Source organism: Variovorax davisae, from assembly GCF_030316845.1.
Classification (GTDB): domain Bacteria; phylum Pseudomonadota; class Gammaproteobacteria; order Burkholderiales; family Burkholderiaceae_C; genus Variovorax; species Variovorax davisae.
This window is the reverse complement of record NZ_JASZYS010000001.1, coordinates 685,341-711,111: the sequence shown is the minus strand read 5'-3', so window position 1 is coordinate 711,111 and position 25,771 is coordinate 685,341. Positions and strand designations below refer to the sequence as shown.

Sequence of the window (25,771 nt, the reverse complement as noted above, 5' to 3'; positions counted from 1 at the left end):
CGGGCTTCTCTCTGACATTCGCGCAACGGCCGCGGCCGGTTACAGGCGCAGCCAAAAAAAGAAGACCGGCGGATTGTGCCGTGGCGGCAGGCCGATCCGCGGCGACCCGCGGTTTACGGCAAATGGCGTATGCGCCGGCTTGCCAGTTGCGGGAGCCATCGGTACATTGTGTTTTTTGAGGGCCCGCAATGTCCGTAGACACCGTTCCGACTCCTTCTTCCGCTTCCGTTCCGACCGCTTCCCAGCCCTCCCCCGACGCCGTGCCGCCCGAGCCGGCCGCGCTCTCCCCCATCCTTCCCGCGACCCCTCCCCCCCGCAGCCACATCCGCCTGACCTCGCATGCCGGCGGCTTCGGCGCCCTGCCGATCCAGTGGGGCGCCGCGACCGCAGCCGAGCGCGGCCCGGTGGTCGGCACCACCACCAAGCGCGCCCATCGCAACGTCATCGGCACCCACAGCGGGTCGTACAGCGTCTACCGGGCCCTGGCCGTGGCCGCCGGCGCACTCTCGCCGCACCACAAGGCCGACCTCACCAACACCTCGCCGACCGACGCCATCGGCCCCTACCCGCAATGGAGCGAGCCCGGCAAGATCGTCTCGCTCGACCCCTGGGGCGCGCTGGTGGCCGACGCCTTCGCCAGCGAACTCGCGGCTGGCTACGACATCCGTCCGACCATCGCGATCACCAAAGCCCACGTGATCCTGCCCGAGGTGATCGAGGCGCTGCAGAGCGGCCGCCTGAAGGCCGACGGCAAGTTCCTGACCGCCGGCGGCGCGGCGATGGTCACCAAGGCCGCGATCGAGCCGGTCTGGTACCTGCCCGCGGTGGCCCAGCGCTTCGGCTGCTCCGAGACCGACCTGCGCCGCGTGCTGTTCGAGGAGACCGGCGGCATGTACCCCGAGCTCGTCACCCGCTCCGACCTGGAGGTGTTCCTGCCGCCCATCGGCGGCCAGACCCTCTACATTTTCGGCAATGCGCGCGACCTCGCCAACCCGGAGGTCGAGCTCACCGCCCGCATCCACGACGAGTGCAACGGCTCGGATGTCTTCGGCTCCGACATCTGCACCTGCCGCCCCTACCTGACGCACGCCATCGAGGAGTGCATCCAGGGCGCCCAGCGCGGCGGCGTCGGCCTGATCGCCTACTCGCGCAAGGAAGGCCGCGCGCTCGGCGAAGTCACCAAGTTCCTGGTCTACAACGCGCGCAAGCGGCAGGTCGGCGGCGACACCGCCGACCAGTACTTCGCCCGTACCGAGTGCGTGGCCGGCGTCCAGGACATGCGCTTCCAGGAGCTGATGCCCGACGTCTTCCACTGGCTCGGCATCCGCAAGATCCACCGCCTGGTGTCGATGAGCAACATGAAGTTCGACGCCATCACGGGCTCGGGCATCGAGATCGGCACCCGGGTCAACATCCCCGACGAGCTGATCCCGGCCGACGCCCGGGTCGAGATGGACGCCAAGATGGCGGCCGGCTACTTCACGCCCGGCGCGGTGCCCGACGCCGAGGAACTCAAGAAGGCCAAGGGCCGGGGGCTCGACCAATGAGCGGCAGCAACTACGGCGTCGACCCCGAACGGCCGACCGCCAATCCCGGCGTGCTGAGCGCCGACGCCGAAGGCCATGTCGACCCGGCGGTCGAGTTCGTCGGCGACACGGCGCATCCGGCCGGTGCTGCCGCCTTCCTGCGCACCACCCAGGCGGTGCGCAGCCGCGCCGCAGCGCTGCTGGCACGGGCCCGCGCGGGCGAGTCCGAATGGTTCACGATCGGCAACGACGACGCCCTGGAGGACACGGCCCGCACGGTGGCCGAGGTCACGCGCGACCGCTATGCCTGGGGCCCTATCCCCTACCACAGCCGCTGGCGCCATTTCGAGGCCGGCGGCGTCAACCGGGTGGCCGCCCTCGACCAGTTGCTCGGCGCCGTCACGGCGCGCCAGCGCGCCCGCGCCCACCTCGACCTGGTGCTGGTCAGCGTACTGCTCGACGCCGGCGCCGGCCCCGACTGGCATTACTTCGAGGCCACCAGCGGCCAGCGCTTCACGCGCTCCGAGGGCCTGGGCGTCGCCAGCTTCCATGCCTTCACCAGCGGGCTGTTCTCGTCCGACCCCGCCCATCCGCTGCAGGCCGATGCCGCCGGGCTGCGCGCCCTGGTCACCGACCGGCTGGGCGACGCCTTCCAGGTCAGCGCGGTCAATCCGCTGGTCGGGCTGGGGGGCCGGGCCACGCTGCTGCGCCGGCTCGGCGAAGCGATGAACGAGCGGCCCGAGGTGTTCGGCGACGATGGTCGGCCCGGCGGCCTGTTCGATGCGCTGATCGGGCCGTACGGCCCGGCCGCGCCCCCCACCGCCGAGATCGCGGCCCACGAGATCCTGTCCTTGCTGCTCGACTCGCTGTCGGGCATCTGGCCCGCCGCCAACGCGATCGACAGCATCGCGGCCGACGGCTGCGATGCACCGGGCGCGATCGCTTCGGGCGACCCGGCCCTGGCGCTGGGCGACTGCTGGCGCCACCGCGGCGTGCGCGGGCCCGGCCTCACCAACGGCTGGATGCCCTTTCACAAGCTCTCGCAGTGGCTCACCTACTCCATGCTGGAGCCGTTCGAATGGGCCGGCGTCAAGGTGCGCCATGTCGAGGCCCTGACCGCGCTGCCCGAATACCGCAACGGCGGCCTGCTGATCGACAGCGGCTTGATCGTGCCGCGCAGCCCCGCATTCCTCCAGCGCTCGTGGAAAGTCGGCGACGAGTTCATCGTCGAGTGGCGGGCGCTGACCGTGGCCCTGCTCGACGAGGTCGCGGCGCGCGTGCGCCGGGTGATGGAACTCAGCGAGCAGGACCTGCCCCTGGCCCGCGTGCTCGAAGGCGGCACCTGGGCCGCCGGCCGCGTCATGGCACAGCGCTTGCGTGAGGGCGCACCTCCCCTGCGCATCGAGAGCGACGGCACCGTCTTCTAGACTTCACCTCTTTTTTTCACAACGACAAGAACGCCCTCGCGCCTTCGTCCACATCCATGAGCAACGTCCACCTCGTCGACCACCCCCTCGTCCAGCACAAGCTCACGCTGATGCGCCGCAAGGAGGCCAGCACCAACAGCTTCCGCCGGCTCCTCAACGAGATCAGCATGCTCATGGCCTACGAGGTCACGCGCGACATGGCGATGCAGGACATCGAGATCGAGACGCCACTGGAAACCATGCACGCCAAGGTGATCGACGGCAAGAAGGTGGTGCTGGTGTCGATCCTGCGCGCGGGCACCGGCATCCTCGACGGCATGCTGAGCGTCATCCCGGGCGCCCGCGTGGGCCACATCGGCCTGTACCGCGACCCCAAGACGCTGACCGCGGTCGAGTACTACTTCAAGATGCCCGGCGGCATGGAGGAGCGCGATGCGATCGTGGTCGACCCGATGCTGGCCACCGGCAATTCGGCGGTCGCCGCCGTGGAGCGGCTCAAGGAGCTGAACCCGAAGTCGATCAAGTTCGTCTGCCTTCTGACCTGCCCCGAGGGCGTCAAGACCATGCAGGACGCGCACCCCGACGTGCCGATCTACACCGCCGCCATCGACCGCGAGCTCAACAGCCATGGCTACATCCTGCCCGGCCTCGGCGACGCCGGCGACCGGATCTTCGGCACCAAATAACTTCAACTCGAAACGAGGAGTCTCCCGTGTCCCTACGCCGCCATCTGATCATCCGTTCGGTCGCCATCGCAGCCGCGCTCGCCGTGGGGGCGCCGGGCCTCGCGCTGGCCCAGGCCAAGCTCAAGGTGGCGGCGGTGTACACCGTGCCGTTCGAGCAGCAATGGGTGGGGCGCATCCACAAGGCGCTCAAGGCGGCCGAGGCGCGCGGCGAGATCGAGTACACGGCGACCGAGAACGTCGCCAACGCCGACTACGAGCGCGTGATGCGCGAGTACGCGACCGCCGGCAACCAGCTCATCCTCGGCGAGGTCTTCGGCGTCGAGGCCGCGGCGCGCAAGGTCGCCAAGGACTTCCCCAAGACCGCCTTCCTGATGGGCTCCTCGCTGAAGCCGCAGGCGCCCAACTTCTCGGTGTTCGACAACTACATCCAGGAGCCGGCCTACCTGTCGGGCATGGTCGCCGGCGGCATGACCAAGAGCAACAAGATCGGCATGGTCGGCGGCTTTCCGATCCCCGAGGTGAACCGCCTCATGAACGCCTTCATGGCCGGCGCCAAGGAGACCAATCCGAAGGTCGAGTTCAGCGTCAGCTTCATCAACAGCTGGTTCGATCCGCCCAAGGCCAAGGAAGCCGCCTTCGCGATGATCGACAAGGGCGCCGACGTGATGTATGCCGAGCGCTTCGGCGTCAGCGATGCGGCCAAGGAAAAAGGCAAGCTCGCCATCGGCAACGTGATCAACACCCAGGACAAGTACCCCGACACCGTGGTCGCCTCCGCGCTCTGGAACTTCGAGCCCTCGGCCGACCGCGCGATCAAGCTGGTGAAGGAAGGCAAGTTCACGGCCGAGGACTACGGCCCCTATTCGATGATGAAGCACAAGGGCTCGGAACTCGCGCCGCTCGGCACCTTCGAGGCCAAGGTGCCGGCCGACATCGTCGCCAAGGTGAAAGCCAAGCAGGCCGACATCCTGGCCGGCAAGACCACCGTCAAGGTGGACGACAGCCAGCCCAAGTCGACCGCCAAGTGAGCGGCGCAGCGCCGCCGGTGACGGTGCTGTCGCTGCGCGGCATCACCAAGCGCTTCGGCGCGCTGGTGGCCAACGACGGCATCTCGCTCACGCTGCAGGGCGGCGAGGTGCTGGCCCTGCTCGGCGAAAACGGCGCTGGCAAGTCGACCCTGATGTCGATCCTGTTCGGGCACTACGTGGCCGACGCGGGCGAGATCGAGGCCTTCGGCCGGCCGCTGGCGCCGGGCAATCCGAAGGCGGCGCTGGCCGCCGGCATCGGCATGGTGCACCAGCATTTCACGCTGGCCGACAACCTCAGCGTGCTCGACAACGTGCTGATGGGCACCGAGCCGCTCTGGCAGCCCTTCTCGCGCCGCAGCACAGCGCGGACCAAGCTGCTGGACGTGGCGCAGCGCTTCGGCCTTCCGGTGCAACCCGACGCCAAGGTCGGCAGCCTGTCGGTCGGCGAACGGCAACGGGTCGAGATCCTCAAGGCGCTGTACCGCGACGCCCGCATCCTGATCCTCGACGAGCCGACGGCGGTGCTGACGCCGCAGGAGAGCGAGGCGCTGTTCGACACCCTGGCCCAGATGGTGGCCCAGGGCCTGTCGATCATCTTCATCAGCCACAAGCTGCCCGAGGTGCTGCGGGTGTCGCACCGGATCGCGGTGCTGCGCGGCGGCCGGCTGGTGGCCGAGGCCCGCGCCGGCGACACCACGCAGGCGCAGCTGGCGCTGTGGATGGTCGGCCATGCGATCGAGCACACGGTGCGCCGTCCGGCCGGCCGGGTCGGCGATGCGGTCTGCGTGCTCGACCGCGTGCGCACCGCGGGCAGCGGCCATGACCGCCTGCAGGAGGTGAGCCTGACGCTGCGCGCGGGCGAGATCGTCGCGGTCGCGGGCGTCTCGGGCAATGGCCAGGTGGCGCTGGCCGAACTGCTGAGCGGCACCCGGCGCGCCAGCGCCGGCACGGTCCGGCTGATGGGCCGCGAACTGCCGCCCTCGCCGGCCCGGCTGGTGCAGCGCGGCGTGGCCCGAATCCCGGAGGACCGCCATGCGGTCGGCGTGGTCGGCGACCTGCCCGTGTGGGAGAACGCGGTCTCGGAGCGGCTGCGCAGCCGGGCCTTCTCGCGCTGGCTGTGGGTCCGCCGCGGCGCCGCCAAGGCCCACGCGCGCAGTGTCGAGAAGGCCTACGACGTGCGCGGCGCCGGGCTGGAGGCGCCGGCCCGGGCGCTGTCGGGCGGCAACATGCAGAAGCTGATCCTCGGCCGGGCGCTGATGGCGCCGGCCTCGGCCAGCGCGAACAAGCGGATACCGCGGCTGATCGTCGCCCACCAGCCGACCTGGGGCCTGGACATCGGTGCCGTCGCCTATGTGCAGCAGCAGCTGATCGCGGCGCGCGATGCCGGCGCGGCGGTGCTGCTGATCTCCGACGACCTCGACGAGGTGCTGACGCTGGGCGACCGGGTCGCCGTGATGCACGGCGGCCAGCTCGGCGAGCCGCGGCCCGCCGCCGCCTGGACGCGCGAGGCCATCGGCCTGGCGATGGCGGGCTCATGAGGCTCGAGCGCCGGCATCGAAGCTCGCGCGCCGCGCTGCTGCTGGCGCCGGTCGGCGCGGTCGCGTTCACCCTGCTGGTCAGCGCCCTGCTGGTGCTCTGGGCCGGCGCCCCGGTCGGCCGCACCTATGCGCTGCTGCTGCAGGGCGGCTTCGGCTCGGTCTTCGCCTGGAGCGAGACCCTGACCCGCGCCGTGCCGCTGATCCTCACCGGCCTGGCGGCCACCGTGGCCTTCAAGGCCCGGCTCTTCAACATCGGCGCCGAAGGCCAGCTCTATGCCGGGGCGCTGGCCGCGGTGGCGGTCGGCGGCCTGCATGGCGGCACCGGCTTCGAGCTGCCGGCCTGGCTGCTGTTCCCGCTCATGATGGCCGCCGCCGCCCTCGCCGGCGCGCTGCTGCTGCTGGGGCCGGCGCTCATGAAGAGCCGGCTCGGCGTCGACGAGGTGGTGACCACGCTGCTGATCAACTTCATCGTCCTGCTCGGCGTCTCGGCGATGCTCGACGGGCCGATGAAGGACCCGAGCGCCATGGGCTGGCCGCAGAGCGTCTCGCTGCAGTCGGAGCTCGAACTGGCCAAGCTGGTCGTCCAGACCCGCATCCACACCGGGCTGCTGTGGGCCGCCGGGCTGGCGGTGCTGGTCTGGCTGCTGTTCAAGTACACCGTGATCGGCTTCGACATCCGCGCCGTCGGCGCCAACGCCCGCGCCGCGGCCTTCGCCGGCGTTCCGGTGACGCGCACCGTGGTGTGGGTGGCGCTGCTGTCGGGCGCCCTGGCCGGCCTCGCCGGCGCGATCGAGGTCGCCGGGCGCACCAGCTACGTCACCCTCGACATGTCGCCCGGCTACGGCTACAGCGGCATCGTGATCGCGATGCTGGCCGGGCTGCATCCGCTCGGCGTGCTGGCGGCGGGCGTGTTCGTGGCCGGCGTGCTGGTCGGCGCCGACACCATGAGCCGCGCGATCGGCGTGCCGACCTACATCGCCGACGTGATCGTCGCCGCCTCGCTGATCGCGGTGCTGGTCGCCACCCTCCTCACGCAGTATCGGGTGCGCTTGAAATGAGCGACATCGCCGACATCCTCTCGAACGCCTCGTTCTGGGTCGCGGTGCTGCGCATCGCCACGCCGCTGATCTTCGGCACCCTGGGCGTGCTGCTGTGCGAGCGCGCCGGCGTGCTGAACCTCGGCATCGAGGGCATCATGGTCGCCGGCGCCTTCACCGGCTGGCTGGCGGTCTACGCCGGCGCACCGCTGTGGGCCGGGGTCGGCGTCGCGGCACTGGCGGGTGCCGTGTTCGGGCTGCTGCATGCCTTCCTGACGGTTGGCCTGGCGCTGTCGCAGCATGTGTCGGGGCTGGGCATCACGCTGCTGGCGACCGCGCTGAGCTACTACGGCTACCGCGTGAGCTTCCCGAAGGTCAACACGCCGCCGACCGTGACGCCGTTCGCGCCGATGGACTGGCTGCAGCTGCCGGTGCTGGCGGCGCAGACGCCGCTCACCCTGCTGGCGCTGCTGCTGGTGCCGCTGCTCGGCTGGGTGCTGTACCGCACGCCGGTCGGGCTGGCCGTGCGCATGGTCGGCGAGAACCCGCAGGCGGCCGAGGGCCAGGGCGTGTCGGTCGCGGCCACGCGCACCGGCGCCATCGTCGCCGGCTCGGCGCTGATGGGCGTGGCGGGCTCCTTCCTCACGCTGTCGGCCTTCAACGCCTTCTTCTTCAACATGGTCAACGGCCGCGGCTGGATCTGCGTGGCGCTGGTGGTGTTCGCGTCCTGGCGGCCGGGCAAGGCGCTGCTGGGCGCGCTGCTGTTCGCCTTCTTCGATGCGCTGCAGCTGCGGCTGCAGCAGTCGGGCGATGCCGTGCTGCCCTACCAGCTCTACCTGATGCTGCCCTACCTGCTGTCGATCCTGGCGCTGGTGCTGGTCGCGCGCAAGGCCAGCTATCCCCAGGCGCTGATGAAGCCCTATCGCAAGGGCGAGCGCTGAATGGGTCCTATCATGGAAAGCCGAGGAAAGCGAAGGACCCCATCGATGCACACACCACCGAACACCCGCCGCAGCGTGCTGGCCGCCATGCTGGCCCTGGGCTTCGCACCGGCCTTTGCGCAAGGCAGCGCCGCGCGGACGGCGATCGAGGTCTGGAAAGACCCGAATTGCGGCTGCTGCCAGGACTGGGTCACGCACCTCGAAGGCAGCGGCTTCACCGTCCAGGTCCATGAAGCGGGCAACGACGCGGCGCGCCAGCGCCTGGGCATCGACCGCAAGTTCGGCTCATGCCACACGGGCCTGGTCGGCGGCTACGCCATCGAGGGGCATGTGCCGGCGCCGGAAATCAGGCGGCTGCTGAAGGAGCGCCCGGTCGCGATAGGACTCGCGGTGCCGGGCATGCCGGTGGGCTCGCCCGGCATGGACGGCCCGGCCTACGGCGGCCGGAAGGACGCCTTCGACGTGCTGCTGCTCACCCGTGGCGGCGGGGCGAAGGTGTATCGGCACTACGGATAGGCAACGATGCTCGACCTCCTCGTCCACAACGCCACCCTGCCCGACGGCGCCACCGGCATGTCGGTGGCAGTGCGCGACGGCCGCATCGTCGAAGTCACCCGGGGCCTCCAGGCGCCGGCCCGCGAGGTCCTCGATGCCGGCGGCCTGCTGCTCAGCCCGCCCTTCGTCGACCCGCACTTCCACATGGACGCCACGCTGAGCTACGGCCTGCCGCGCGTCAACCAGAGCGGGACGCTGCTCGAAGGCATCGCGCTGTGGGGCGAACTCAAGCCGCTGCTCAAGGCCGAGGCCTTGATCGAGCGCGCGCTGGCCTACTGCGACTGGGCCGTGGCCAAGGGGCTGCTGGCGATCCGCAGCCATGTGGACACCAGCGACGCCAGCCTGTTGGCGGTCGACGCCCTGCTGGAAGTCAAGCGCCGGGTGGCGCCCTACCTCGACCTGCAGCTGGTGGCCTTCCCGCAGGATGGCGTGCTGCGTTCGCCCGGCGGCGTCGACAACCTGAAGCGCGCGCTCGACAAGGGCGTCGACGTGGTCGGCGGCATTCCGCACTTCGAACGCACGATGGCCGACGGCGCCGCCAGCGTGAAGCTGCTGTGCGAGATCGCCGCCGAGCGCGGCAAGCTGGTCGACATGCACTGCGACGAATCCGACGACCCGCTCTCGCGCCACATCGAGACCCTGGCCTTCGAGGCCCAGCGGCTCGGCCTCCAGGGCCGGGTCACGGGCTCGCACTGCACCTCGATGCATTCGATGGACAACTACTACGTCAGCAAGCTGCTGCCACTGATCGCCGAGAGCGGCGTCGCCGTGGTGTCGAACCCGCTGATCAACATCACGCTGCAGGGCCGCCACGACAGCTACCCCAAGCGCCGCGGCATGACCCGCGTGCCCGAGCTGATGGCCGCCGGCGTCAACGTCGCCTTCGGCCACGACTGCGTGATGGACCCCTGGTACGGCATGGGCTCGGGCGACATGCTGGAGGTCGCGCACATGGGCCTGCACGTGGCCCAGATGACCAGCCAGGCCGGCATCCGGCAGTGCTTCGATGCCGTGACCGTCAACGCCGCCCGGGTGATGCAGCTCGAAGGCCATGGGCTGGAGGCCGGCTGCCACGCCAGCTTCGTGCTGCTGCAGGCGCGCGATCCGGTCGAGGCGATCCGGCTGCGGGCGACCCGGCTCAAGGTCTACCGGCGTGGCCGGCTGCTGGCCGAGACGCCGGCGGCGACGGCGGCGCTGCATCTGGCCGGGCGGGCACCCGCCACCAGCTGGATGAACCCGCGCGCCTGATCCGCTTCAGGCTTTCAGTGCCACGCTGAAGCCGACCGTGGTCATGCCGTCGTGCGAGCGCGCGAACACCGTGCCGTTGTGCATCACCGCCACCGCCTTGACGATCGACAGCCCGAGCCCGTGGTTCTCGCCGCTGTTGCGGCGCGAGCTGTCGACGCGGTAGAAGCGATCGAACAGCCGCGGCAGCTGTTCGGGCGCGATCGGCGCGCTCGGGTTCGAGAAGCTGACCGCCGCCGAACGCTCGTCGCCACCGATCTGCACCAGCACGCGGCTGCCCGGGCGCGAATGCTGGATCGCGTTCTGCAGCAGGTTGGTCAGCGCGCGCCGGAACAGCGAGGTCTCGATCGGCGCCACCGCATCGCCCTCCACCTGCACCCACATGCCGGCCTCGTCGAGCAGCAGGTCGAGGAACTCCACCGTCTTGCCCACCTCCTGCGCGATCGACGAGGCCACCAGGTCGCGCGCGCGCACGCCCTGCTCGGCCCGCGCCAGGAACAGCATGTCGGCGACGATGGCGCGCAGCCGTTCGAGCTCTTCGAGGTTCGACTGCAGCACCTCGCGCAACTCGACCGCGTTGCGCTCGCGGGCCAGCGCCACCTGGGTCTGGCCGATCAGGTTGGCCAGCGGCGTGCGCAGTTCGTGCGCCACGTCGTCGCTGAAGGTGGCGAGCTGCCGGTAGGCGGCATCGAGCCGGTCCAGCGCGGCATTGAACGAGCGGCCGAGATCGGCCAGCTCCCTCGGCAGCGCCGGCAGCTGCAGCCGCCGCGCCCGGTCGTCCGGCCCGATGCGCTGGGCGTCGCCCGACAGCCGCTGCACCGGGCCGAGCCCGATGCGCGCGATCCAGTAGCCGAGCGCCGCCGCCAGCGCCGTGCCGGCCAAGGTCAGCAGCACCACCGCCGTCTCGAAGGTGCGCAGGGTGTGGCCGAAAGGCTCGGCATCCACGCCGGCGATGTAGCGCACCGCGGGCCGCCCCCCGTTGGCCGCCAGTTCCCCGCCGCGGATCCGCATCCGGGTCAGCCGGGGCGGCATGCCGACCGGCAGCTCGACGCTGTCGCGACCGGCTTCGATCGCGGCCGCCACCAGCGGCAGGTCTTCGCCGTATCGGAAGGCCGGGTCCTCGCTGACCAGCCACGAGCGGGTGCGCGGATCGGCGGCACCCAGCGTGTCGAGCTTGTCGCGGATGCGCTCGCCGAGGCCGGCGGCCCGGCCATGCTCGAGCATGTAGGCCATGTCTTCCAGCCGGCCGTCGATCTGGGCCTGCTGGTGGCGCGCCAGCTCGCCCGACAGCACCCGGTGCAGCGCGCCGCCCAGCAGCGCGAAGGCCACCAGCGCCGCGGCCGCGAACATCGCGGCCAGCCTGATCGCGATCGAGTTCCTCATTCCGGCTCCGGACCGCTGCGGTTCTCCAGCACGTAGCCCATGCCACGGATGGTGTGCAGCAGGCTCTTGCCGAAGGGTGCATCGATCTTGGCGCGCAGGCGCTTGATCGCCACTTCGACCACGTTGGTGTTGCTGTCGAAATTCATGTCCCAGACCAGCTCGGCGATCACCGTCTTCGACAGGATCTCGCCCTGTCGCCGCGCCAGCACCGCCAGCAGCGCGAACTCCTTGGCCGTCAGGTCGATGCGCTGCTCCTGGCGAATGGCCTTGCGGCTCAGCAGGTCGACCCGCAGGTCGCCGACCCGCAGCAGCGTGGTTTCCTGGCTGCGGCCGCGCCGCGTCAGCGCCTGCAGCCGGGCCAGCAGTTCGAGGAACGAGAAGGGCTTGACCAGGTAGTCGTCGGCGCCGTCCTGCAGCCCGCGCACCCTGTCGGCCACGCCGTCGCGGGCCGTCAGCATGATCACCGGCGTGTTCTTCACGCTGCGCAGCGACTTGAGCACCGTGAAGCCGTCCAGCCCAGGCAGCATCACGTCGAGCACGATCACGTCGAAGTCGTAGTGCAAGGCCAGGTGCTGGCCGTCGATGCCGTCGAAGGCGAGATCGACGGTGCAGCCCTGCTCGGTCAGCCCCTGGTACAGGTAGTCGGCCGTCTTGCGCTCGTCCTCGACGATCAGGACCTTCATTCGATCAGCACTCCCGCGGCCGGCGACAACCGGCGCTGCTGGCGCGCCGCCTTGCGCCGCACGTACCAGTGATGGGCACGGTCGAGGTACAGATAGATCACCGGCGTGGTGAACAGGGTCAGCATCTGCGACAGGATCAGCCCGCCGACCATCGCGTAGCCCAGCGGCCGGCGCAGCTCGGAGCCGGCGCCGTGGCCCAGCATCAGCGGCAGTCCGCTCAGCAGTGCGCACATGGTGGTCATCATGATCGGGCGGAAACGCAGGATGCAGGCCTCGAAGATCGCATCGCGCGGCGACATGCCGCGGTCGCGCTCGGCGTGCAGGGCGAAGTCCACGATCATGATGCCGTTCTTTTTCACGATCCCGATCAACAGGATGATGCCGATCAGTGCGATCACGCTGAGATCGTAACCGCCGGCCATCAGGATCAGCAATGCGCCCACGCCGGCCGACGGCAGGGTCGACAGGATGGTCAGCGGATGGATGTAGCTCTCGTAGAGCAGCCCCAGCACGATGTAGACCGAGATCAGCGCCGCCAGGATCAGGTAGGGCTGGGTGCGCAGCGAATCGCCGAAGGCCTGCGCCGTGCCCTGGAAGGTGCCGCTGAGGGTCGCCGGCACGCCCATCTGCGCCTGGGCCGCGTTGATCGCATCGACCGCCGGGCCCAGCGAGGTGCCCGGCTTCAGGTTGAAGGACACGGTCACCGCCGGGAACTGGCCCTGGTGGCTGATCGACAGGTAGCCGGTCTTGCTGGTGTCGAGCTTGACGAAGGTCGACAGCGGCACCTGCTGGCCGGTGATCGGCGACGTCAGGTAGAGGTGGTCGAACAGCGAGGGATCGCGCTGCAGTTCCGGCGTGACTTCCAGCACCACGTTGTAGCTGTTGAGCTGCGTGAAGTACTGCGCCACCTGGCGCTGGCCGATGGCGTCGTAGATGATGGCATCGACCATCGCCGGCGTGATGCCGTAGCTCGACGCCCGCTGGCGGTCGATCGTCACCTGGGCGGTCGGCGCGGCGTTCTGCTGGTCGGAGGTCACGTCGGTCAGCTGCGGCAGCTCGCGCAGCCGGGCCAGCACCTTCGGCGCCCAGGTGTTGAGCTCGTTCAGGTCGGTGTCGGTCAGCGTGTACTGGTACTGGGTGCGCGACGGCCGGCCGCCGACGCTGATGTCCTGCCCGGCCTGCATGAACAGCGTGATGCCCTGCACCGGTGCCAGCTTGGGCCGCAGCCTGCCGATCACCTCGTCCGCGCTGGCGGTGCGTCCTTCGTCCTTCGGCCGGAGGCCGATGAAGAAATTGCCCGAGTTGAAGGTGCTCGCGCCGGCCTGCATGCCGAAGCTCGTGACGTCGGGGTCCTGGCGGATGATGTCGGCGATCTTGAGCATCCGGTCGCGCATCGCGTTCGACGACGAATCCTGCGCGGCGTCGGCGCTGCCGAACAGGAACCCGGTGTCCTGCTGCGGAAAGAAGCCCTTGGGGATCACGACGAACAGCGCCACCGTCGCCGCCACCGTGGCGATGAAGCTCATCAAGGTGATGAAGGGATGGCGCAGCACCACGCCCAGCCCGCGCTTGTAGCCATCGAGCATGGCATCGAAGCCGCGTTCGAGCAGCAGGTAGAGCCGGCCGTGCTTCTCGGTCGGCACGTGCGGCTTCAGGAAGCGCGCGCAGAGCATCGGCGTCAAGGTCAGCGAGATCAGCACCGACACCACGATGGTCAGCGTCACCGTGACCGCGAACTCGCGGAACAGCCGCCCGACGATGCCGCCCATCAGCAGCAGCGGGATGAACACCGCCACCAGCGAGACCGAGATCGAGATGATCGTGAAGCCGATCTCGCCGGCGCCCTGCAGCGCCGCTTCCATCGGCGCCATGCCGTCCTCGATGTGGCGGTAGATGTTCTCGAGCATCACGATCGCGTCGTCGACCACGAAGCCGACCGCGATCGTCAGCGCCATCAGCGACAGGTTGTCCAGGCTGTAGCCGACGACATACATCACGGCCGCCGTGCCGAGCAGCGCCAGCGGCACGGTCACGCTCGGGATCAGCGTCACCGTGACGTTGCGCAGGAAGACGAAGATCACCGCCACCACCAGCGCGATCGACAGCAGCAGAGTGAATTCGACGTCCTTCACCGAGGCCCGGATGGTCTGCGTGCGGTCGACCAGCGTGTTGACGCTGATGCTGGGCGGAATCGCCGCCTTCAGTTTCGGCATCGCCGCCTGGATGCGGTCGACCGTCTCGATCACGTTGGCACCCGGCGACTTGGTGATCGCCAGCATGATGGCGCGTCCGTTGGCGATGTCGTTGCCCTCGGCGGCCGCCGGTCCGGCGAAGCCCCAGGCCGCCACCTTGCTGTTCTCCGGCCCGTCGACCGCGACGCCGATGTCGCGCACCCGGATCGGCGCCCCGTTGCGCCAGGCCAGCACCATGTCGTTCCAGGGCGCGGCCTTGAGCAGCTGGTCGTTGGTATAGACGTTGAAGGCCTGGCGCTCGCCGTCGATGGTGCCGGTCGGCGCGCTGACGGTGGTGGCGGCGATCACGCCGCGCACGTCCTCCAGGCTCATGCCGACCGCCTTGATCTTGGCCGGATCGACCTGGATGCGCACCGACGGCTTCTGGACGCCGAAGATGTTGACCAGCCCGACGCCCGAGATGCGCGAGATCTGCTGTGCCAGCACGTTGTCGGCATAGTCGTTGACCTGCACCAGCGGCAGCACCTTGGACTGCACGCCGAGGATCAGCACCGGCGAATCGGCCGGGTTGATCTTGCGAAAGCTCGGCGGGCTCGGCAGGTTGTTGGGCAGCTGCCCCTGCGCCGCATTGATCGCGGTCTGCACGTCGAGCGCGGCACCGTCGATGTTGCGGTCGAGGTCGAACTGCAAGGTGATCTGGGTCAGGCCGAGCGAACTGCTGGACGTCATCTGCGACAGCCCGGCGATCAGCGAGAACTGGCGTTCCAGCGGCTGGGCCACGTTGGCCGCCATGGTCTCAGGGCTGGCGCCGGGCAGGCGGCCCGTCACCTGCAGCGTCGGGAAGTCGACCTGCGGCAGCGGCGCCACCGGCAGCAGCGGCCAGGCGACCAGCCCGATCAGCAGCACGGCCGCGGCCAGCAGCGAGGTGCCGATCGGGCGCTTGATGAAGGCGGCCGAGATGTTCAAGGCTTGGCTCCCGCAGAGGCGACCGGCACGACGGCGGCCTTCTCGACGATCCGTGCGCCGGGCGTCAGGCGGTACTGGCCGTCCAGCACCACCCGGTCGCCGGCCGCCAGGCCGGTCTCGATCACCGCCCGGCCCTTGACCGTGTCGGCCACCGTCAGCGGCTGCGCCCGCACCTTGTCGTCGGGGCCGACCACGTAGGCGAAGAAGCCATCCTGGTTGCGCTGCACCACCACGGATGGCACCGTCAGCGCGTCGGCCCGCTCGCCGAGCACCACCCGGGCGTCGACCGACTGGCCCGGCCACAGCGCATGGCCGGCATTGGCGAACTGCGCCTTCAGCGAGATGGTGCCGGTGGCGGTGTCGATCTGGTTGTTCAGCAGCACCAGCCGGCCGGTGGCCAGCACGTCGCGGGTGTCGCGGTCGATGGCCTCGACCGCCAGCGGTTCGTGGCTGCCTTCGAGCGCCTTGTTGACCGCCTGGAAGCTGCTTTCGGGCAGGGTGAACTGGACCGCGATCGGATCGATCTGGTTGATCACCAGCAGGCCGTTGGTATCGGCCGCGTGGACGATGTTGCCCGGGTCGACCAGCCGGGCGCCGATCCGCCCGCTGATCGGCGCGATGATGGTGGTGAAGCCGAGCTGCACCTGGGCCAGGTGGATCTGCGCCTCGTCGCTCTTCAGGGAAGCCTGCAGCTGATTGACCAGCGCGCGCTGGGTGTCCAGCGTCTGCTGGGTGGTGGCGTCTTCCTTGATCAGCTCGCCGTAGCGTTGCAGGTCGGCGCGGGCGTTGGCCAGCGTGGCCTCGTCCTTGGCCTTCTGCGCCACCAGCTGTTCGAGCTGGGCCTGGAAGGTGCGCGGATCGATGCGCACCAGCACCTGCCCGGCCTTGACCTCCTGCCCTTCCTTGAATTCGACGCTGTCGAGCTGCCCGTCGACCCGCGTGCGCACCGTCACCGAAGCCACCGGCAGCACCGTGCCGACGCCGCTGCGCGCGATCGGCACCGTCTCGCTGGCGACCTGGACGGTGGTCGCCGGCACGCCCGCGGGCCCCGCGGCCACCGGCAGGGCTGGATGCCGCATCAGGCGCCAGGCGCCCACGGCGAGCAGCACGGCGACCAGCAGCCAGCCGGCATGAAGCAGCCAGCGCGGACGCCGGCGGGGAGCGGAAGAAGGACTGTCCATGAGGTTCACTCGGATTTCGAAGAGGGGGATGCGGCCGCCGGGCTGGCGTCGGCGCTGGCCTGCAGCTGGCTGGCGTTCCAGCCGCCGCCGAGCGCCTTGACCAGGGCCACCTGGGCCGCGAACTGCCGGCTCTGCAACTGCAGCGCGGTGCGCTCGTTGTTGAGCGCCAGCGTTTGCGATGTGATGACCGCCAGGTAGGTGGTCGTGCCGGCGCGGAACTGGCTCAGCGACACGCGTTCGGCGTTGCGCGCCGAGGCGACCGCGCCGTCCTGCACCTGGCGCTCCTGCGCCAGCACGTCGAGTGCGGCCAGGTTGTCTTCGACCTCCTGGAAGCCGGCCAGCACGGTCTGGCGATAGCTGGCCGACGCGGCATCGAAGGCCGCGCGCGCCTGCGCCACCTGCGCGCCGCGCTGGCCGCCGTCGAACAGGCTTTGCGCCACCGCCGCGCCCAGCGCCCAGACCTTGCCGGGCGCGGCGAACCAGTTGCCGAAGCCGGCGCCGGCGAAACCGCCCGCGGCGGTCAGCGACAGGTTCGGGTAGTAGGCGGCCTGTGCATAGCCGATGCCCGCATTGGCCGATGCCGCCCGGCGTTCGGCCCCTGCAATGTCGGGCCGGCGCTCGAGCAGTTCCGACGGCACGGCCATCGGCACCGCGGGCAGGCCGGGCAGGCTGTCGTCGGCCGCAATGGAGAACTGCGACGGCGTCTTGCCCAGCAGCACCGCGATCGCGTGCTCCAGCTGCCGGCGCGTCAGCTGGGTGTCGATGGCCAGCGCCTGCGTCGATTGCAGGGTGGTGTCGGCCAGGTCGACATCGGCCCGCGTCACCACGCCCGCTCGGTACTGGCTCTGGGTGATCTGCAGCGACTTGCGGTAGGCCTCGAGGGTCCGGTCGTAGAGCCGCTGCTGGGCGTCGGTCATGCGCAGCTGGAGGTAGTCGTTGGCCAGCGCGGCCTGCACCGCGAGCCGTGCCGCGGCCAGGTCGGCTTCGCTGGCCTGCGCGCTGTCCGCGGCGCCTTCGACCGCCCGCCGCACCCGACCCCAGAGGTCGGGCTCCCAGGCCGCCTGCAGCGACCAGGCGTGCGTGTTGCCCTGCACCGGCGCGCCGGTCGAGCTCAGGCTGCGCGCCCGCTGGCCCGAGACGTCCAGCCCGAGCGTCGGCGCCCAGCCCGCCTGCGCGTTCTGGACCAGCGCCTGGGCCTCGCGGTACTGGGCCTCGGCCAGCCGCAGGCTCTGGTTCGCGCCGTTCGCCTCCGCGATCAGCGCATCGAGGCGCGGGTCGCCGAAACCGGTCCACCAGGGATGGGCCGCATCGACGGTGCCGGGCGCCGCCGTCTTCCAGGCGCCGGTTTCCTTGAAAGCCGGCGCCGACACGCCTTCGGGCAATGAGGGCCGCCGGTAATCGGGCCCGACGGCGCAGCCTGCCAGGGATGCCGCCAGGGCCAGACACAGTATTCGCATGCCGCCCACTGTAGGCACCCGCCCGGGACGGCAAGCTGACGCAAGGATGACAATCCTGTCAGCTGGGCTCGCCCTCGAGCAGCCGCCACATGTGGCATTTCGACAGATAGCGGCCATCGACCGCGACGGCGAAGGGCTCGACACCGAACACCGCGAAGCCGCAGCGTTCGTAGAGCGACTGCGCCGCGGCGTTGCCTTCGGTCACGGTCAGCTGGACGAGCTTGACGCCTTCCCTGGCGGCCGCCACGTCCAGCAGGCCCTGCACCAGTTGCCGGCCATGGCCGCCCGCCCGGGCATCGGGCGCCACGTACATGCCGAAGAGATGCGCCTTGTGACGGGCCTTGGCGCGCGATTCGAATTCGAGCCCGGCGGCACCGGCCAGCCGGTCGCCATCGAAGGCACCGAGCACGACTTGGCCGGCCTGCGGCGCTGCGTCGAGCCGCGTTTCCCACCAGGCCAGCGGCAGGGCCGCGCGCTCCTCGGCGCTGGAGGTGAAGGCATCCGGATGGCGCGCATAGGCTTCGAGCATCAAGGCCCGGTAGGCGGCGGCATCGGCAGGCAGCAGTCGGCGCACGGTCATGGCGGTTCAGACCTCCGGGGCGATCGCCTCGGCGTACTCGTAGAGCGCGCCCAGGATGGCTTCGGCGCGCTCGTCCGCGGTCTCGGCCAGTGCATCGATCTCGGCGAACAGGGCATCGACGTTGCGCGCACCGCCCTCGCCTTCGAGCAGCCGCGCGGCCCGGTGCGCCTCCCAGCGCCCGGCCTCCTCTTCGCTCAGCGAATCGAGGAAATTGCGCGCCCGGTAGCGGAACACCAGCTCCTCCAGCCGCGGGTCGTCGAAGCCGGTTCGGGCGCGCGCGAGCTCGCCCGGCGACAGGCCGCGCAGCTGGTTCAGGCGGCGCCGGTCGCCGTTGCCGACGAAACCGCCGTAGAGATCCTCGTCGACATCCGGCGCGCCCTCGCGCGGCCGCTCGTAGACCTGCGGCCAGATCGCGCTCATGTCGGGCAGCGCGGCCGCGAGCGCGGCGTTCTTCAGTGCCGCCTCGATGTCGATGCCCCAGCGCGCCGCCATCGCCGGCGCCAGCGTCTTGAGGTTGCCGACCACCATCGGCGACTTGTTCAGGTGGATACCCTTGAGCGGCAGGCGGCGCACGCCCTCGGGCAGGTCGGCGCTGCGCGTGAACAGGCGCAGGCGCAGGTTCTCGACGTCGAGGTCGCGCAGCTCGCTCGGGTCGTGGGCCAGGTCCCAGGCCAGCAATTCGTTCTTGTTGGTCGGATGGCTGGCCAGCGGCCACATCACGGCCAGGCAGCCGCGCTCGGCCGGAAACATGCCCGAGACGTGAAGGAAGGGCCGCGCGCTTTCGCGCGTCGCCGGCAGGCCGAGCTCGGCCGCCACCCGGTCCTTGCGGTGCAGCCCAAACGCGAAGTCGAACAGCCGGGGCTGCTTGTCGCGGATCAGCCGGGCCAGCGCGATGGTGGCGCGCACGTCCGACAGCGCATCGTGCGCCGCCTCGTGCAGCAGCCCGTTGGCGCGCGCCAGGTCCTCGAGCTTGAAGCTCTGGCTGCCGTCCGCCTTGGTCGGCCAGACGATGCCGTCGGGGCGCAGGGCATAGGTCAGCCGCACCACGTCGAGCAGGTCCCAGCGGCCGCAGTCGTTCTGCCACTCGCGGGCATAGGGATCGATCAGGTTGCGCCAGAACATGAAGCGCGTCACCTCGTCGTCGAAGCGGATCGTGTTGTAGCCGACGCCGATGGTGCCGGGCTGCGAGAAGGCCTGCTCGATCCGGGCCGCGAACTCGTGCTCGGGAATGCCGAGTTCCAGGCACTGCTGGGGCGTGATGCCGGTGATCAGGCAGGCCTCGGGACTGGGCAGGTAGTCGGGCGCGGGCTGGCAATAGACCATCAGCGGCTCGCCGACCTCGTTGAGCTCGGCGTCGGTGCGGATGGCCGCAAACTGCGACGGCCGGTCGCGGCGCGGCACCGCGCCGAAGGTTTCGTAGTCGTGCCAGAGAAAGGTGTGTGAAGGCATGTTCAAAGCAAAGGAGAAAACAGGCGGGCGGTGGCGTCGGCCAGGCGGCGCAGGAACTTCTGGCGCCGGTTGGCCCGGATCGGCGACGCGCTTCGGAGGTCGGTCTCGAACTGCGCCACCAGGGGCTCGGCCAGCGTCGTCCCGTAGATCACGGCCATCACTTCGAAATTGAGCCTGAAGCTGCGATTGTCGAAATTGGCCGTGCCGATCATCGCGCAGTGGTCGTCCACCACCAGCGTCTTGGAGTGCAGCATGCGCGCCTTGTACTCCCAGACCTTGACGCCGGCGGCGATCAGCTCGTCGTAGTAGGAGCGGGCCGCCGCGCTCACGACCAGCGAATCGCTGCGCCGCGGCACCAGCAGCCGGACGTCGACGCCGCGCAGCGCGGCGCTGGTCAGCGCCATCAGGGCCGGCTCGCCGGGCACGAAGTAAGGCGTGGTGAGCCAGGCGCGCCGCTCCGAGGAATGGATCGCCGCGAGATGCATGCGGTGGATCGCCTCGAGCGGGCTGTCGGGCCCGCTGGTGACGATCTGCACCGGGATTTCGCCGGCCGCCTCGCCCAGCGGCAGGTCCGGCAGCAGCAGCGGCAGCGCGTTGTCGATCTGGCGCGGGTCCTCGCCGGTCGCGTAGGTCCAGTCTTCGAGAAAGGTGGTCTGCAGCCAGCGCACTGCGCTGCCCTCGATGCGCAGGTGGACGTCGTGGTACGCATCGGCCCGGGTCCGGGCGTCCTCGGCGTCGGTGATGTTGACGCCGCCCGTGAAGCCCACCCGGCCGTCGCAGACCACGATCTTGCGGTGGGTCCGGTAGTTGGTCACCGGCCGCAGCCGCCGGCCGATGCGGGTCTCGTGGAACAGCGCGACATGGACACCGGCCGCCTGCATCGGCGCCATGAACTTGCGCCCGACCCGCTGGGAGCCGAGCGCATCGAGCAGCAGCCGCACCCTGACGCCGGCCCGGGCGCGCTCGATGAGCAGGTCGCGCAGGGCCGTGCCGATCCGGTCGGGCTCGAAGATGTAGTACTCGAGATGGACGTGGTCTCGGGCCGCGCGGATGGCGTCGAAGATCGCATCGAAGGTGGTCGCGCCGCCCGACAGCAGCCGGGCCGAGGTGGCGCTCGACACCGGCAGCCCGCAAGCCGCCATCCCGAGCGCGGCCATCTGGCGCAAGGCTGGCGGCGCGTGCGCCCTCGCCTCGCGCAGCATCACCACGTCGGCGGGTGCCAGCACGCTGGCCCGGCTGCGAAGCCGCTTGAGGCGCTGCTTCTTGAGCCGCTGCGGGCCCAGGAAGTAATAGATGAGAAAGCCCGCGAAAGGCAGCAGCGCCAGCGAGAGGATCCAGCTCATGGTCGAGACCGGTGCACGCTTCTGCATCACGATCCAGACCGAAAGCACTGCGATGTAGCCGCTCCATGCCAGGGAGAGGCCGGTCTTCCATTCCTGGCTGAGCTCGGGGACGATCAAGTTGAGAAATCTCGAGGTGAAACGAAAAAGGCCGGCAGCAATGCTACCGGCCTTCCGATCGGATGCTTCCGCCGCAGGGGGCGGAAGGCGCTCAACCCGTCGCCGCTTCTTCGGCCTCGGGCTTGGCCCGGCCTTCCTTCTTCGGCAGCGGCTGGATGTCGAGCTGCACTTCTTCCTTGTCGTCGAGGTCGACGGTCAGGCGACCGCCTTCCTGCAGGCGACCGAAGAGCAGTTCGTCGGCCAGGGCGCGACGGATCGTGTCCTGGATCAGGCGCTGCATCGGCCGCGCGCCCATCAGCGGATCGAAGCCCTTCTTCGCCAGGTGCTTGCGCAGGGCGTCGGTGAAGGTCACGTCGACCTTCTTCTCGGCCAGCTGCGTCTCCAGCTGCAGCAGGAACTTGTCCACCACGCGCAGGATGATCTGCTCGTCGAGCGCCTTGAAGCTCACGGTCGCATCGAGGCGGTTGCGGAACTCCGGCGTGAACAGGCGCTTGATGTCGGCCATCTCGTCGCCCGCCTGGCGCGGGTTGGTGAAGCCGATGGTCGCCTTGTTCATGGTCTCGGCACCCGCGTTGGTGGTCATCACGATGATCACGTTGCGGAAGTCGGCCTTGCGTCCGTTGTTGTCCGTCAGGGTGCCGTGGTCCATGACCTGCAGCAGCACGTTGAAGATGTCCGGGTGCGCCTTCTCGATCTCGTCGAGCAGCAGCACCGCGTGCGGCTTCTTCGTGATGGCTTCGGTCAGCAGGCCGCCCTGGTCGAACCCGACATAGCCCGGAGGCGCGCCGATCAGCCGGCTCACTGCATGGCGCTCCATGTACTCCGACATGTCGAAGCGGATCAGCTCGATGCCCATGATGTAGGCCAGCTGCTTGGCCGCCTCGGTCTTGCCGACGCCCGTGGGGCCGCTGAACAGGAAGGAGCCGATCGGCTTGTCTTCCCGGCCCAGGCCCGAACGCGCCATCTTGACCGCGGAGGCCAGCACTTCGAGCGCCTTGTCCTGGCCGAACACCACGCTCTTCAGGTCGCGCTCGATGGTCTGCAGCTTGCCGCGGTCGTCGTTCGAGACGTTGGCCGGGGGAATGCGCGCGATCTTGGCGACGATTTCCTCGACCTCGGTCTTGCTGATGGTCTTCTTGCGCTTGTTGGCGGGCAGGATGCGCTGGGCAGCACCGGCTTCATCGATGACGTCGATCGCCTTGTCGGGCAGGTGACGGTCGTTGATGTACTTGGCGCTCAGCTCGGCCGCGGCCTGCAGTGCGGCCACGCCGTACTTCACGCCATGGTGTTCCTCGAAGCGCGACTTCAGGCCCTTGAGGATGTCGACCGTTTCCTGCACCGTCGGCTCGACCACGTCGACCTTCTGGAAGCGCCGCGACAGGGCCGCATCCTTCTCGAAGATGCCGCGGTATTCGGTGAAGGTGGTCGCGCCGATGCACTTGAGCTGGCCGCTGGAGAGCGCCGGCTTGAGCAGGTTGGACGCGTCGAGCGTGCCGCCCGAGGCCGCGCCGGCGCCGATCAGCGTGTGGATCTCGTCGATGAACAGGATCGCGTTCGGCTTGTCCTTGAGCGACTTGAGCACGCCCTTCAGGCGCTGCTCGAAGTCGCCGCGGTACTTGGTGCCGGCCAGCAGCGCGCCCATGTCGAGCGAGTACACGTTCGACTCGGCCAGGATCTCCGGCACGTCGTTCTGGGTGATGCGCCAGGCCAGGCCCTCGGCGATCGCGGTCTTGCCGACGCCGGCCTCGCCGACCAGCAGCGGGTTGTTCTTGCGCCGGCGGCACAGGATCTGGATCACGCGCTCGACCTCGTACTCGCGGCCGATCAGCGGATCGATCTTGCCGTCCTTGGCCAGCTGGTTCAGGTTCTGCGTGAACTGCTCGAGCGGAGACGACTTCTCGTTCTTCTCGCCGCCGCCCTCTTCGCTTTCGCCCGAGGAGGCGTCGCTGCTGCCCTTGGCGGCTTCAGGCGGATCGCTCTTCTTGATGCCGTGGGCGATGAAGTTCACGACGTCGAGGCGCGTCACGCCCTGCTGGTGCAGGTAGTACACGGCATGCGAATCCTTCTCGCCGAAGATCGCGACCAGCACGTTGGCGCCGGTGACTTCCTTCTTGCCGTTGCCGGTGGACTGCACATGCATGATGGCGCGCTGGATGACGCGCTGGAAACCCAGCGTCGGCTGGGTGTCGACATCGTCGGTACCCGCCACCTGGGGCGTGTTGTCCTTGATGAAGTTGGTGAGCGACGCCCGCAGGTCGTCGACGTTGGCCGAGCAGGCGCGCAGAACCTCTGCGGCGCTCGGGTTGTCCAGCAAAGCGAGCAGCAGGTGCTCCACCGTGATGAACTCGTGGCGCTGCTGCCTGGCTTCTACAAAAGCCATGTGCAGGCTGACTTCCAGTTCCTGGGCAATCATGTGATTTCCTTTTGCCTTGCTGTAAATAATTTCTCAGATGGGTTGGAGCGCGCGCAATTCAACAGGTTCATTCGACCGGTTCGCTCACGCACTGCAACGGATGCCCGGCCTGGTGGGCCGCTTCCATCACCTGATTGACCTTGGTGGCCGCCATGTCGCGGGAGTAAACGCCGCAGACGCCCCGGCCATCGAGATGGATCTTGAGCATGATCTGGGTCGCGGTTTCGCGGTCCTTGCTGAAGAACTCCTGGATCACGACGATCACGAATTCCATCGGCGTGTAGTCGTCGTTCAGCATCACGACCTGGAACATCTGGGGCGGCGCGGTCTTTTGCGGTCGCCGCTCGAGCACGACCGCGTCGCCATCGTCCCGCCTCGGCTTGGCAGCCGGCGGCGTCTTGGGGGTCGAAGGGATTCTGGTAGCCATGAAATTCATTTTATAGAGCCGCCGCGGGTTGCACTCGACGATGTGGCACAACTGGTGGCGGCTTTGTGACATTCAAGGCGAATGCGGCCGGATCAGCAGGCTCACGCCCATGCAAGCAGCATGCCCCGAAGGTGCGGAGGCTGCTGCTCCTGGGGTTTTTCCGGCCCATGAAAAAAGCCCCGGCACCTGGGGTCCCGGGGCTGCGTGGGCGGGCGTCGGTCCGGACGCCGCCGCCATCTTTACATGTTGTCGATCATCACCTGCCCGAAGCCCGAGCAGCTGACCTGGGTGGCGCCCTCCATGAGGCGGGCGAAGTCGTAGGTGACCTTCTTGCTGGCGATCGACTTTTCCATCGAACTGATGACCAGGTCGGCCGCCTCGGTCCAGCCCATGTGGCGCAGCATCATTTCGGCCGAGAGGATCTCGGAGCCCGGGTTCACGTAGTCCTTGCCGGCGTATTTCGGGGCGGTGCCGTGGGTGGCCTCGAACATCGCGACCGTGTCGCTGAGGTTGGCGCCGGGGGCGATCCCGATGCCGCCGACCTGCGCCGCCAGGGCGTCGGAAATGTAGTCGCCGTTCAGGTTCAGGGTCGCGATCACGCTGTATTCGGCCGGCCGCAGCAAAATCTGTTGCAGGAAAGCATCAGCGATCGAATCTTTCACGGTTATTTCTTTGCCCGATTTCGGGCTCTTGAAGCGCATCCAGGGACCGCCGTCGATCAGTTCGGCGCCGAATTCCTTGGCCGCCAGACCGTAGGCCCAGTCGCGGAAACTGCCCTCGGTGAACTTCATGATGTTGCCCTTGTGGACGATCGTGACGCTCGGCTTGTCGTTGTCGATCGCGTACTGGATCGCCTTGCGGACCAGCCGCTCCGTGCCTTCGCGAGACACCGGCTTGATGCCGATCCCGGAAGTGTCCGGGAAGCGGATCTTCTTGACCCCGAACTCCTCCTGCAGGAACTTGATCAGCCGCTTGGCCTTGTCGCTCTCGGCCTCGAATTCGATGCCGGCATAGATGTCCTCGGAGTTCTCCCGGAAGATCACCATGTGGGTCTTCTGGGGCTCCTTCACGGGGCTGGGAACGCCCTCGAAATACTGGATCGGCCGCAGGCAAACGTACAGATCCAGCTCCTGGCGCAGCGCCACGTTGAGCGAGCGGATGCCGCCGCCCACCGGGGTCGTCAGCGGGCCCTTGATCGAGACCACGTAGTCGCGAACGGCGTGCAGGGTTTCCTCGGGGAGCCAGACGTCGGGGCCGTAGATCCGGGTCGCTTTTTCGCCGGCGTAGACCTCCATCCACTGGATCTTGCGCTTGCCGCCGTAGGCCTTGGCGACCGCCGCATCGACCACCTTCAACATGACCGGCGTGATGTCCAGTCCGGTGCCGTCGCCCTCGATGAAGGGAATGATCGGCTGGTCCGGCACCTGGAGCGAGTTGTCGGCGTTGACCGTGACCTTCTGGCCCTCGGTCGGGACTTTGATGTGCTGGTACCTGGACATGGGGACGAGGACTCCGGGTGTGGAAGGACGGGAAGACAATGAGTTTGCAATCGCCTGAATACCCTTAGAATTTTAGACGCAACCGGAGGAGCCCGAAG

At 69.1% G+C, this 25,771-nt stretch carries 20 protein-coding genes; 9 read left to right on the top strand and 11 right to left on the bottom strand.

What is annotated here, in order from left to right; all coding sequences use genetic code 11:
• Positions 1 to 188: 188 nt before the first annotated feature.
• Genes QTI33_RS03475 through QTI33_RS03435 form a run of 9 tightly spaced genes read left to right on the top strand, consistent with a single transcriptional unit; the run spans position 189 to position 9,986 of the window.
• The gene (locus QTI33_RS03475; RefSeq protein WP_286504359.1) at positions 189 to 1,547 is read left to right on the top strand and encodes a GTP cyclohydrolase II; all 1,359 of its coding nucleotides are present in this window, start codon (positions 189 to 191) and stop codon (positions 1,545 to 1,547) included.
• Positions 1,544 to 2,953, top strand: a complete 1,410-nt coding sequence (locus QTI33_RS03470) for a DUF1688 family protein (RefSeq protein ID WP_286504358.1) — start codon at positions 1,544 to 1,546, stop codon at positions 2,951 to 2,953. The genes QTI33_RS03475 and QTI33_RS03470 overlap by 4 nt, the downstream gene beginning before the upstream one ends.
• Before the next feature lie 56 nt (positions 2,954 to 3,009).
• The gene (gene upp, locus QTI33_RS03465; protein ID WP_286367663.1) at positions 3,010 to 3,639 is read left to right on the top strand and encodes a uracil phosphoribosyltransferase; all 630 of its coding nucleotides are present in this window, start codon (positions 3,010 to 3,012) and stop codon (positions 3,637 to 3,639) included.
• A gap of 26 nt (positions 3,640 to 3,665) precedes the next feature.
• Positions 3,666 to 4,667 (top strand): BMP family protein, encoded by a 1,002-nt coding sequence (locus QTI33_RS03460; protein ID WP_286504357.1) that lies wholly within the window; start codon positions 3,666 to 3,668, stop codon positions 4,665 to 4,667.
• On the top strand, positions 4,664 to 6,205 hold the full coding sequence (locus QTI33_RS03455; protein ID WP_286504356.1) for an ABC transporter ATP-binding protein: 1,542 nt from the start codon (positions 4,664 to 4,666) through the stop codon (positions 6,203 to 6,205). Before QTI33_RS03460 ends, QTI33_RS03455 begins: the two co-directional genes overlap by 4 nt.
• Complete coding sequence (locus QTI33_RS03450; protein WP_286504355.1) at positions 6,202 to 7,263, top strand: ABC transporter permease; 1,062 nt, start codon at positions 6,202 to 6,204, stop codon at positions 7,261 to 7,263. Before QTI33_RS03455 ends, QTI33_RS03450 begins: the two co-directional genes overlap by 4 nt.
• Positions 7,260 to 8,183 carry an ABC transporter permease gene (locus tag QTI33_RS03445; RefSeq protein ID WP_286504354.1) on the top strand — a complete coding sequence of 308 codons (924 nt, stop codon included), beginning with the start codon at positions 7,260 to 7,262 and terminating at the stop codon, positions 8,181 to 8,183. The genes QTI33_RS03450 and QTI33_RS03445 overlap by 4 nt, the downstream gene beginning before the upstream one ends.
• Positions 8,184 to 8,228: 45 nt before the next feature.
• A complete protein-coding gene (locus QTI33_RS03440) occupies positions 8,229 to 8,699 on the top strand; it encodes a DUF411 domain-containing protein (RefSeq protein ID WP_286504353.1) in 471 nt (156 codons plus the stop codon).
• 6 nt (positions 8,700 to 8,705) lie between these two features.
• On the top strand, positions 8,706 to 9,986 hold the full coding sequence (locus QTI33_RS03435; protein WP_286504352.1) for an amidohydrolase family protein: 1,281 nt from the start codon (positions 8,706 to 8,708) through the stop codon (positions 9,984 to 9,986).
• A gap of 6 nt (positions 9,987 to 9,992) precedes the next feature.
• On the opposite strand, the gene QTI33_RS03430 is transcribed toward QTI33_RS03435, so the two are convergent.
• From QTI33_RS03430 to icd, 11 genes are all read right to left on the bottom strand, one after another.
• The gene (locus QTI33_RS03430; protein WP_286504351.1) at positions 9,993 to 11,366 is read right to left on the bottom strand and encodes a heavy metal sensor histidine kinase; all 1,374 of its coding nucleotides are present in this window, start codon (positions 11,364 to 11,366) and stop codon (positions 9,993 to 9,995) included.
• Positions 11,363 to 12,049, bottom strand: a complete 687-nt coding sequence (locus QTI33_RS03425; protein ID WP_286504350.1) for a heavy metal response regulator transcription factor — start codon at positions 12,047 to 12,049, stop codon at positions 11,363 to 11,365. Before QTI33_RS03425 ends, QTI33_RS03430 begins: the two co-directional genes overlap by 4 nt.
• A complete protein-coding gene (locus QTI33_RS03420; RefSeq protein WP_286504349.1) occupies positions 12,046 to 15,207 on the bottom strand; it encodes an efflux RND transporter permease subunit in 3,162 nt (1,053 codons plus the stop codon). Before QTI33_RS03420 ends, QTI33_RS03425 begins: the two co-directional genes overlap by 4 nt.
• Positions 15,204 to 16,388 carry an efflux RND transporter periplasmic adaptor subunit gene (locus tag QTI33_RS03415; protein ID WP_286504348.1) on the bottom strand — a complete coding sequence of 395 codons (1,185 nt, stop codon included), beginning with the start codon at positions 16,386 to 16,388 and terminating at the stop codon, positions 15,204 to 15,206. Before QTI33_RS03415 ends, QTI33_RS03420 begins: the two co-directional genes overlap by 4 nt.
• Before the next feature lie 5 nt (positions 16,389 to 16,393).
• On the bottom strand, positions 16,394 to 17,845 hold the full coding sequence (locus QTI33_RS03410) for an efflux transporter outer membrane subunit (RefSeq protein WP_286504347.1): 1,452 nt from the start codon (positions 17,843 to 17,845) through the stop codon (positions 16,394 to 16,396).
• A 58-nt stretch (positions 17,846 to 17,903) separates the two neighbouring features.
• Positions 17,904 to 18,425 carry a GNAT family N-acetyltransferase gene (locus QTI33_RS03405; RefSeq protein ID WP_286504346.1) on the bottom strand — a complete coding sequence of 174 codons (522 nt, stop codon included), beginning with the start codon at positions 18,423 to 18,425 and terminating at the stop codon, positions 17,904 to 17,906.
• A 6-nt stretch (positions 18,426 to 18,431) separates the two neighbouring features.
• Positions 18,432 to 19,874: an exodeoxyribonuclease I gene (gene sbcB / locus QTI33_RS03400; protein WP_286504345.1), complete on the bottom strand. Its 1,443-nt coding sequence runs from the start codon at positions 19,872 to 19,874 to the stop codon at positions 18,432 to 18,434.
• 2 nt (positions 19,875 to 19,876) lie between these two features.
• Positions 19,877 to 21,334, bottom strand: a complete 1,458-nt coding sequence (gene cls, locus QTI33_RS03395) for a cardiolipin synthase (protein ID WP_286504344.1) — start codon at positions 21,332 to 21,334, stop codon at positions 19,877 to 19,879.
• A 91-nt stretch (positions 21,335 to 21,425) separates the two neighbouring features.
• Positions 21,426 to 23,747 (bottom strand): ATP-dependent Clp protease ATP-binding subunit ClpA, encoded by a 2,322-nt coding sequence (gene clpA / locus QTI33_RS03390; protein WP_286504343.1) that lies wholly within the window; start codon positions 23,745 to 23,747, stop codon positions 21,426 to 21,428.
• A 67-nt stretch (positions 23,748 to 23,814) separates the two neighbouring features.
• The gene (clpS, locus tag QTI33_RS03385; RefSeq protein WP_286504342.1) at positions 23,815 to 24,174 is read right to left on the bottom strand and encodes an ATP-dependent Clp protease adapter ClpS; all 360 of its coding nucleotides are present in this window, start codon (positions 24,172 to 24,174) and stop codon (positions 23,815 to 23,817) included.
• A gap of 239 nt (positions 24,175 to 24,413) precedes the next feature.
• Positions 24,414 to 25,673, bottom strand: a complete 1,260-nt coding sequence (gene icd / locus QTI33_RS03380) for an NADP-dependent isocitrate dehydrogenase (protein ID WP_286504341.1) — start codon at positions 25,671 to 25,673, stop codon at positions 24,414 to 24,416.
• Positions 25,674 to 25,771 lie beyond the last annotated feature (98 nt).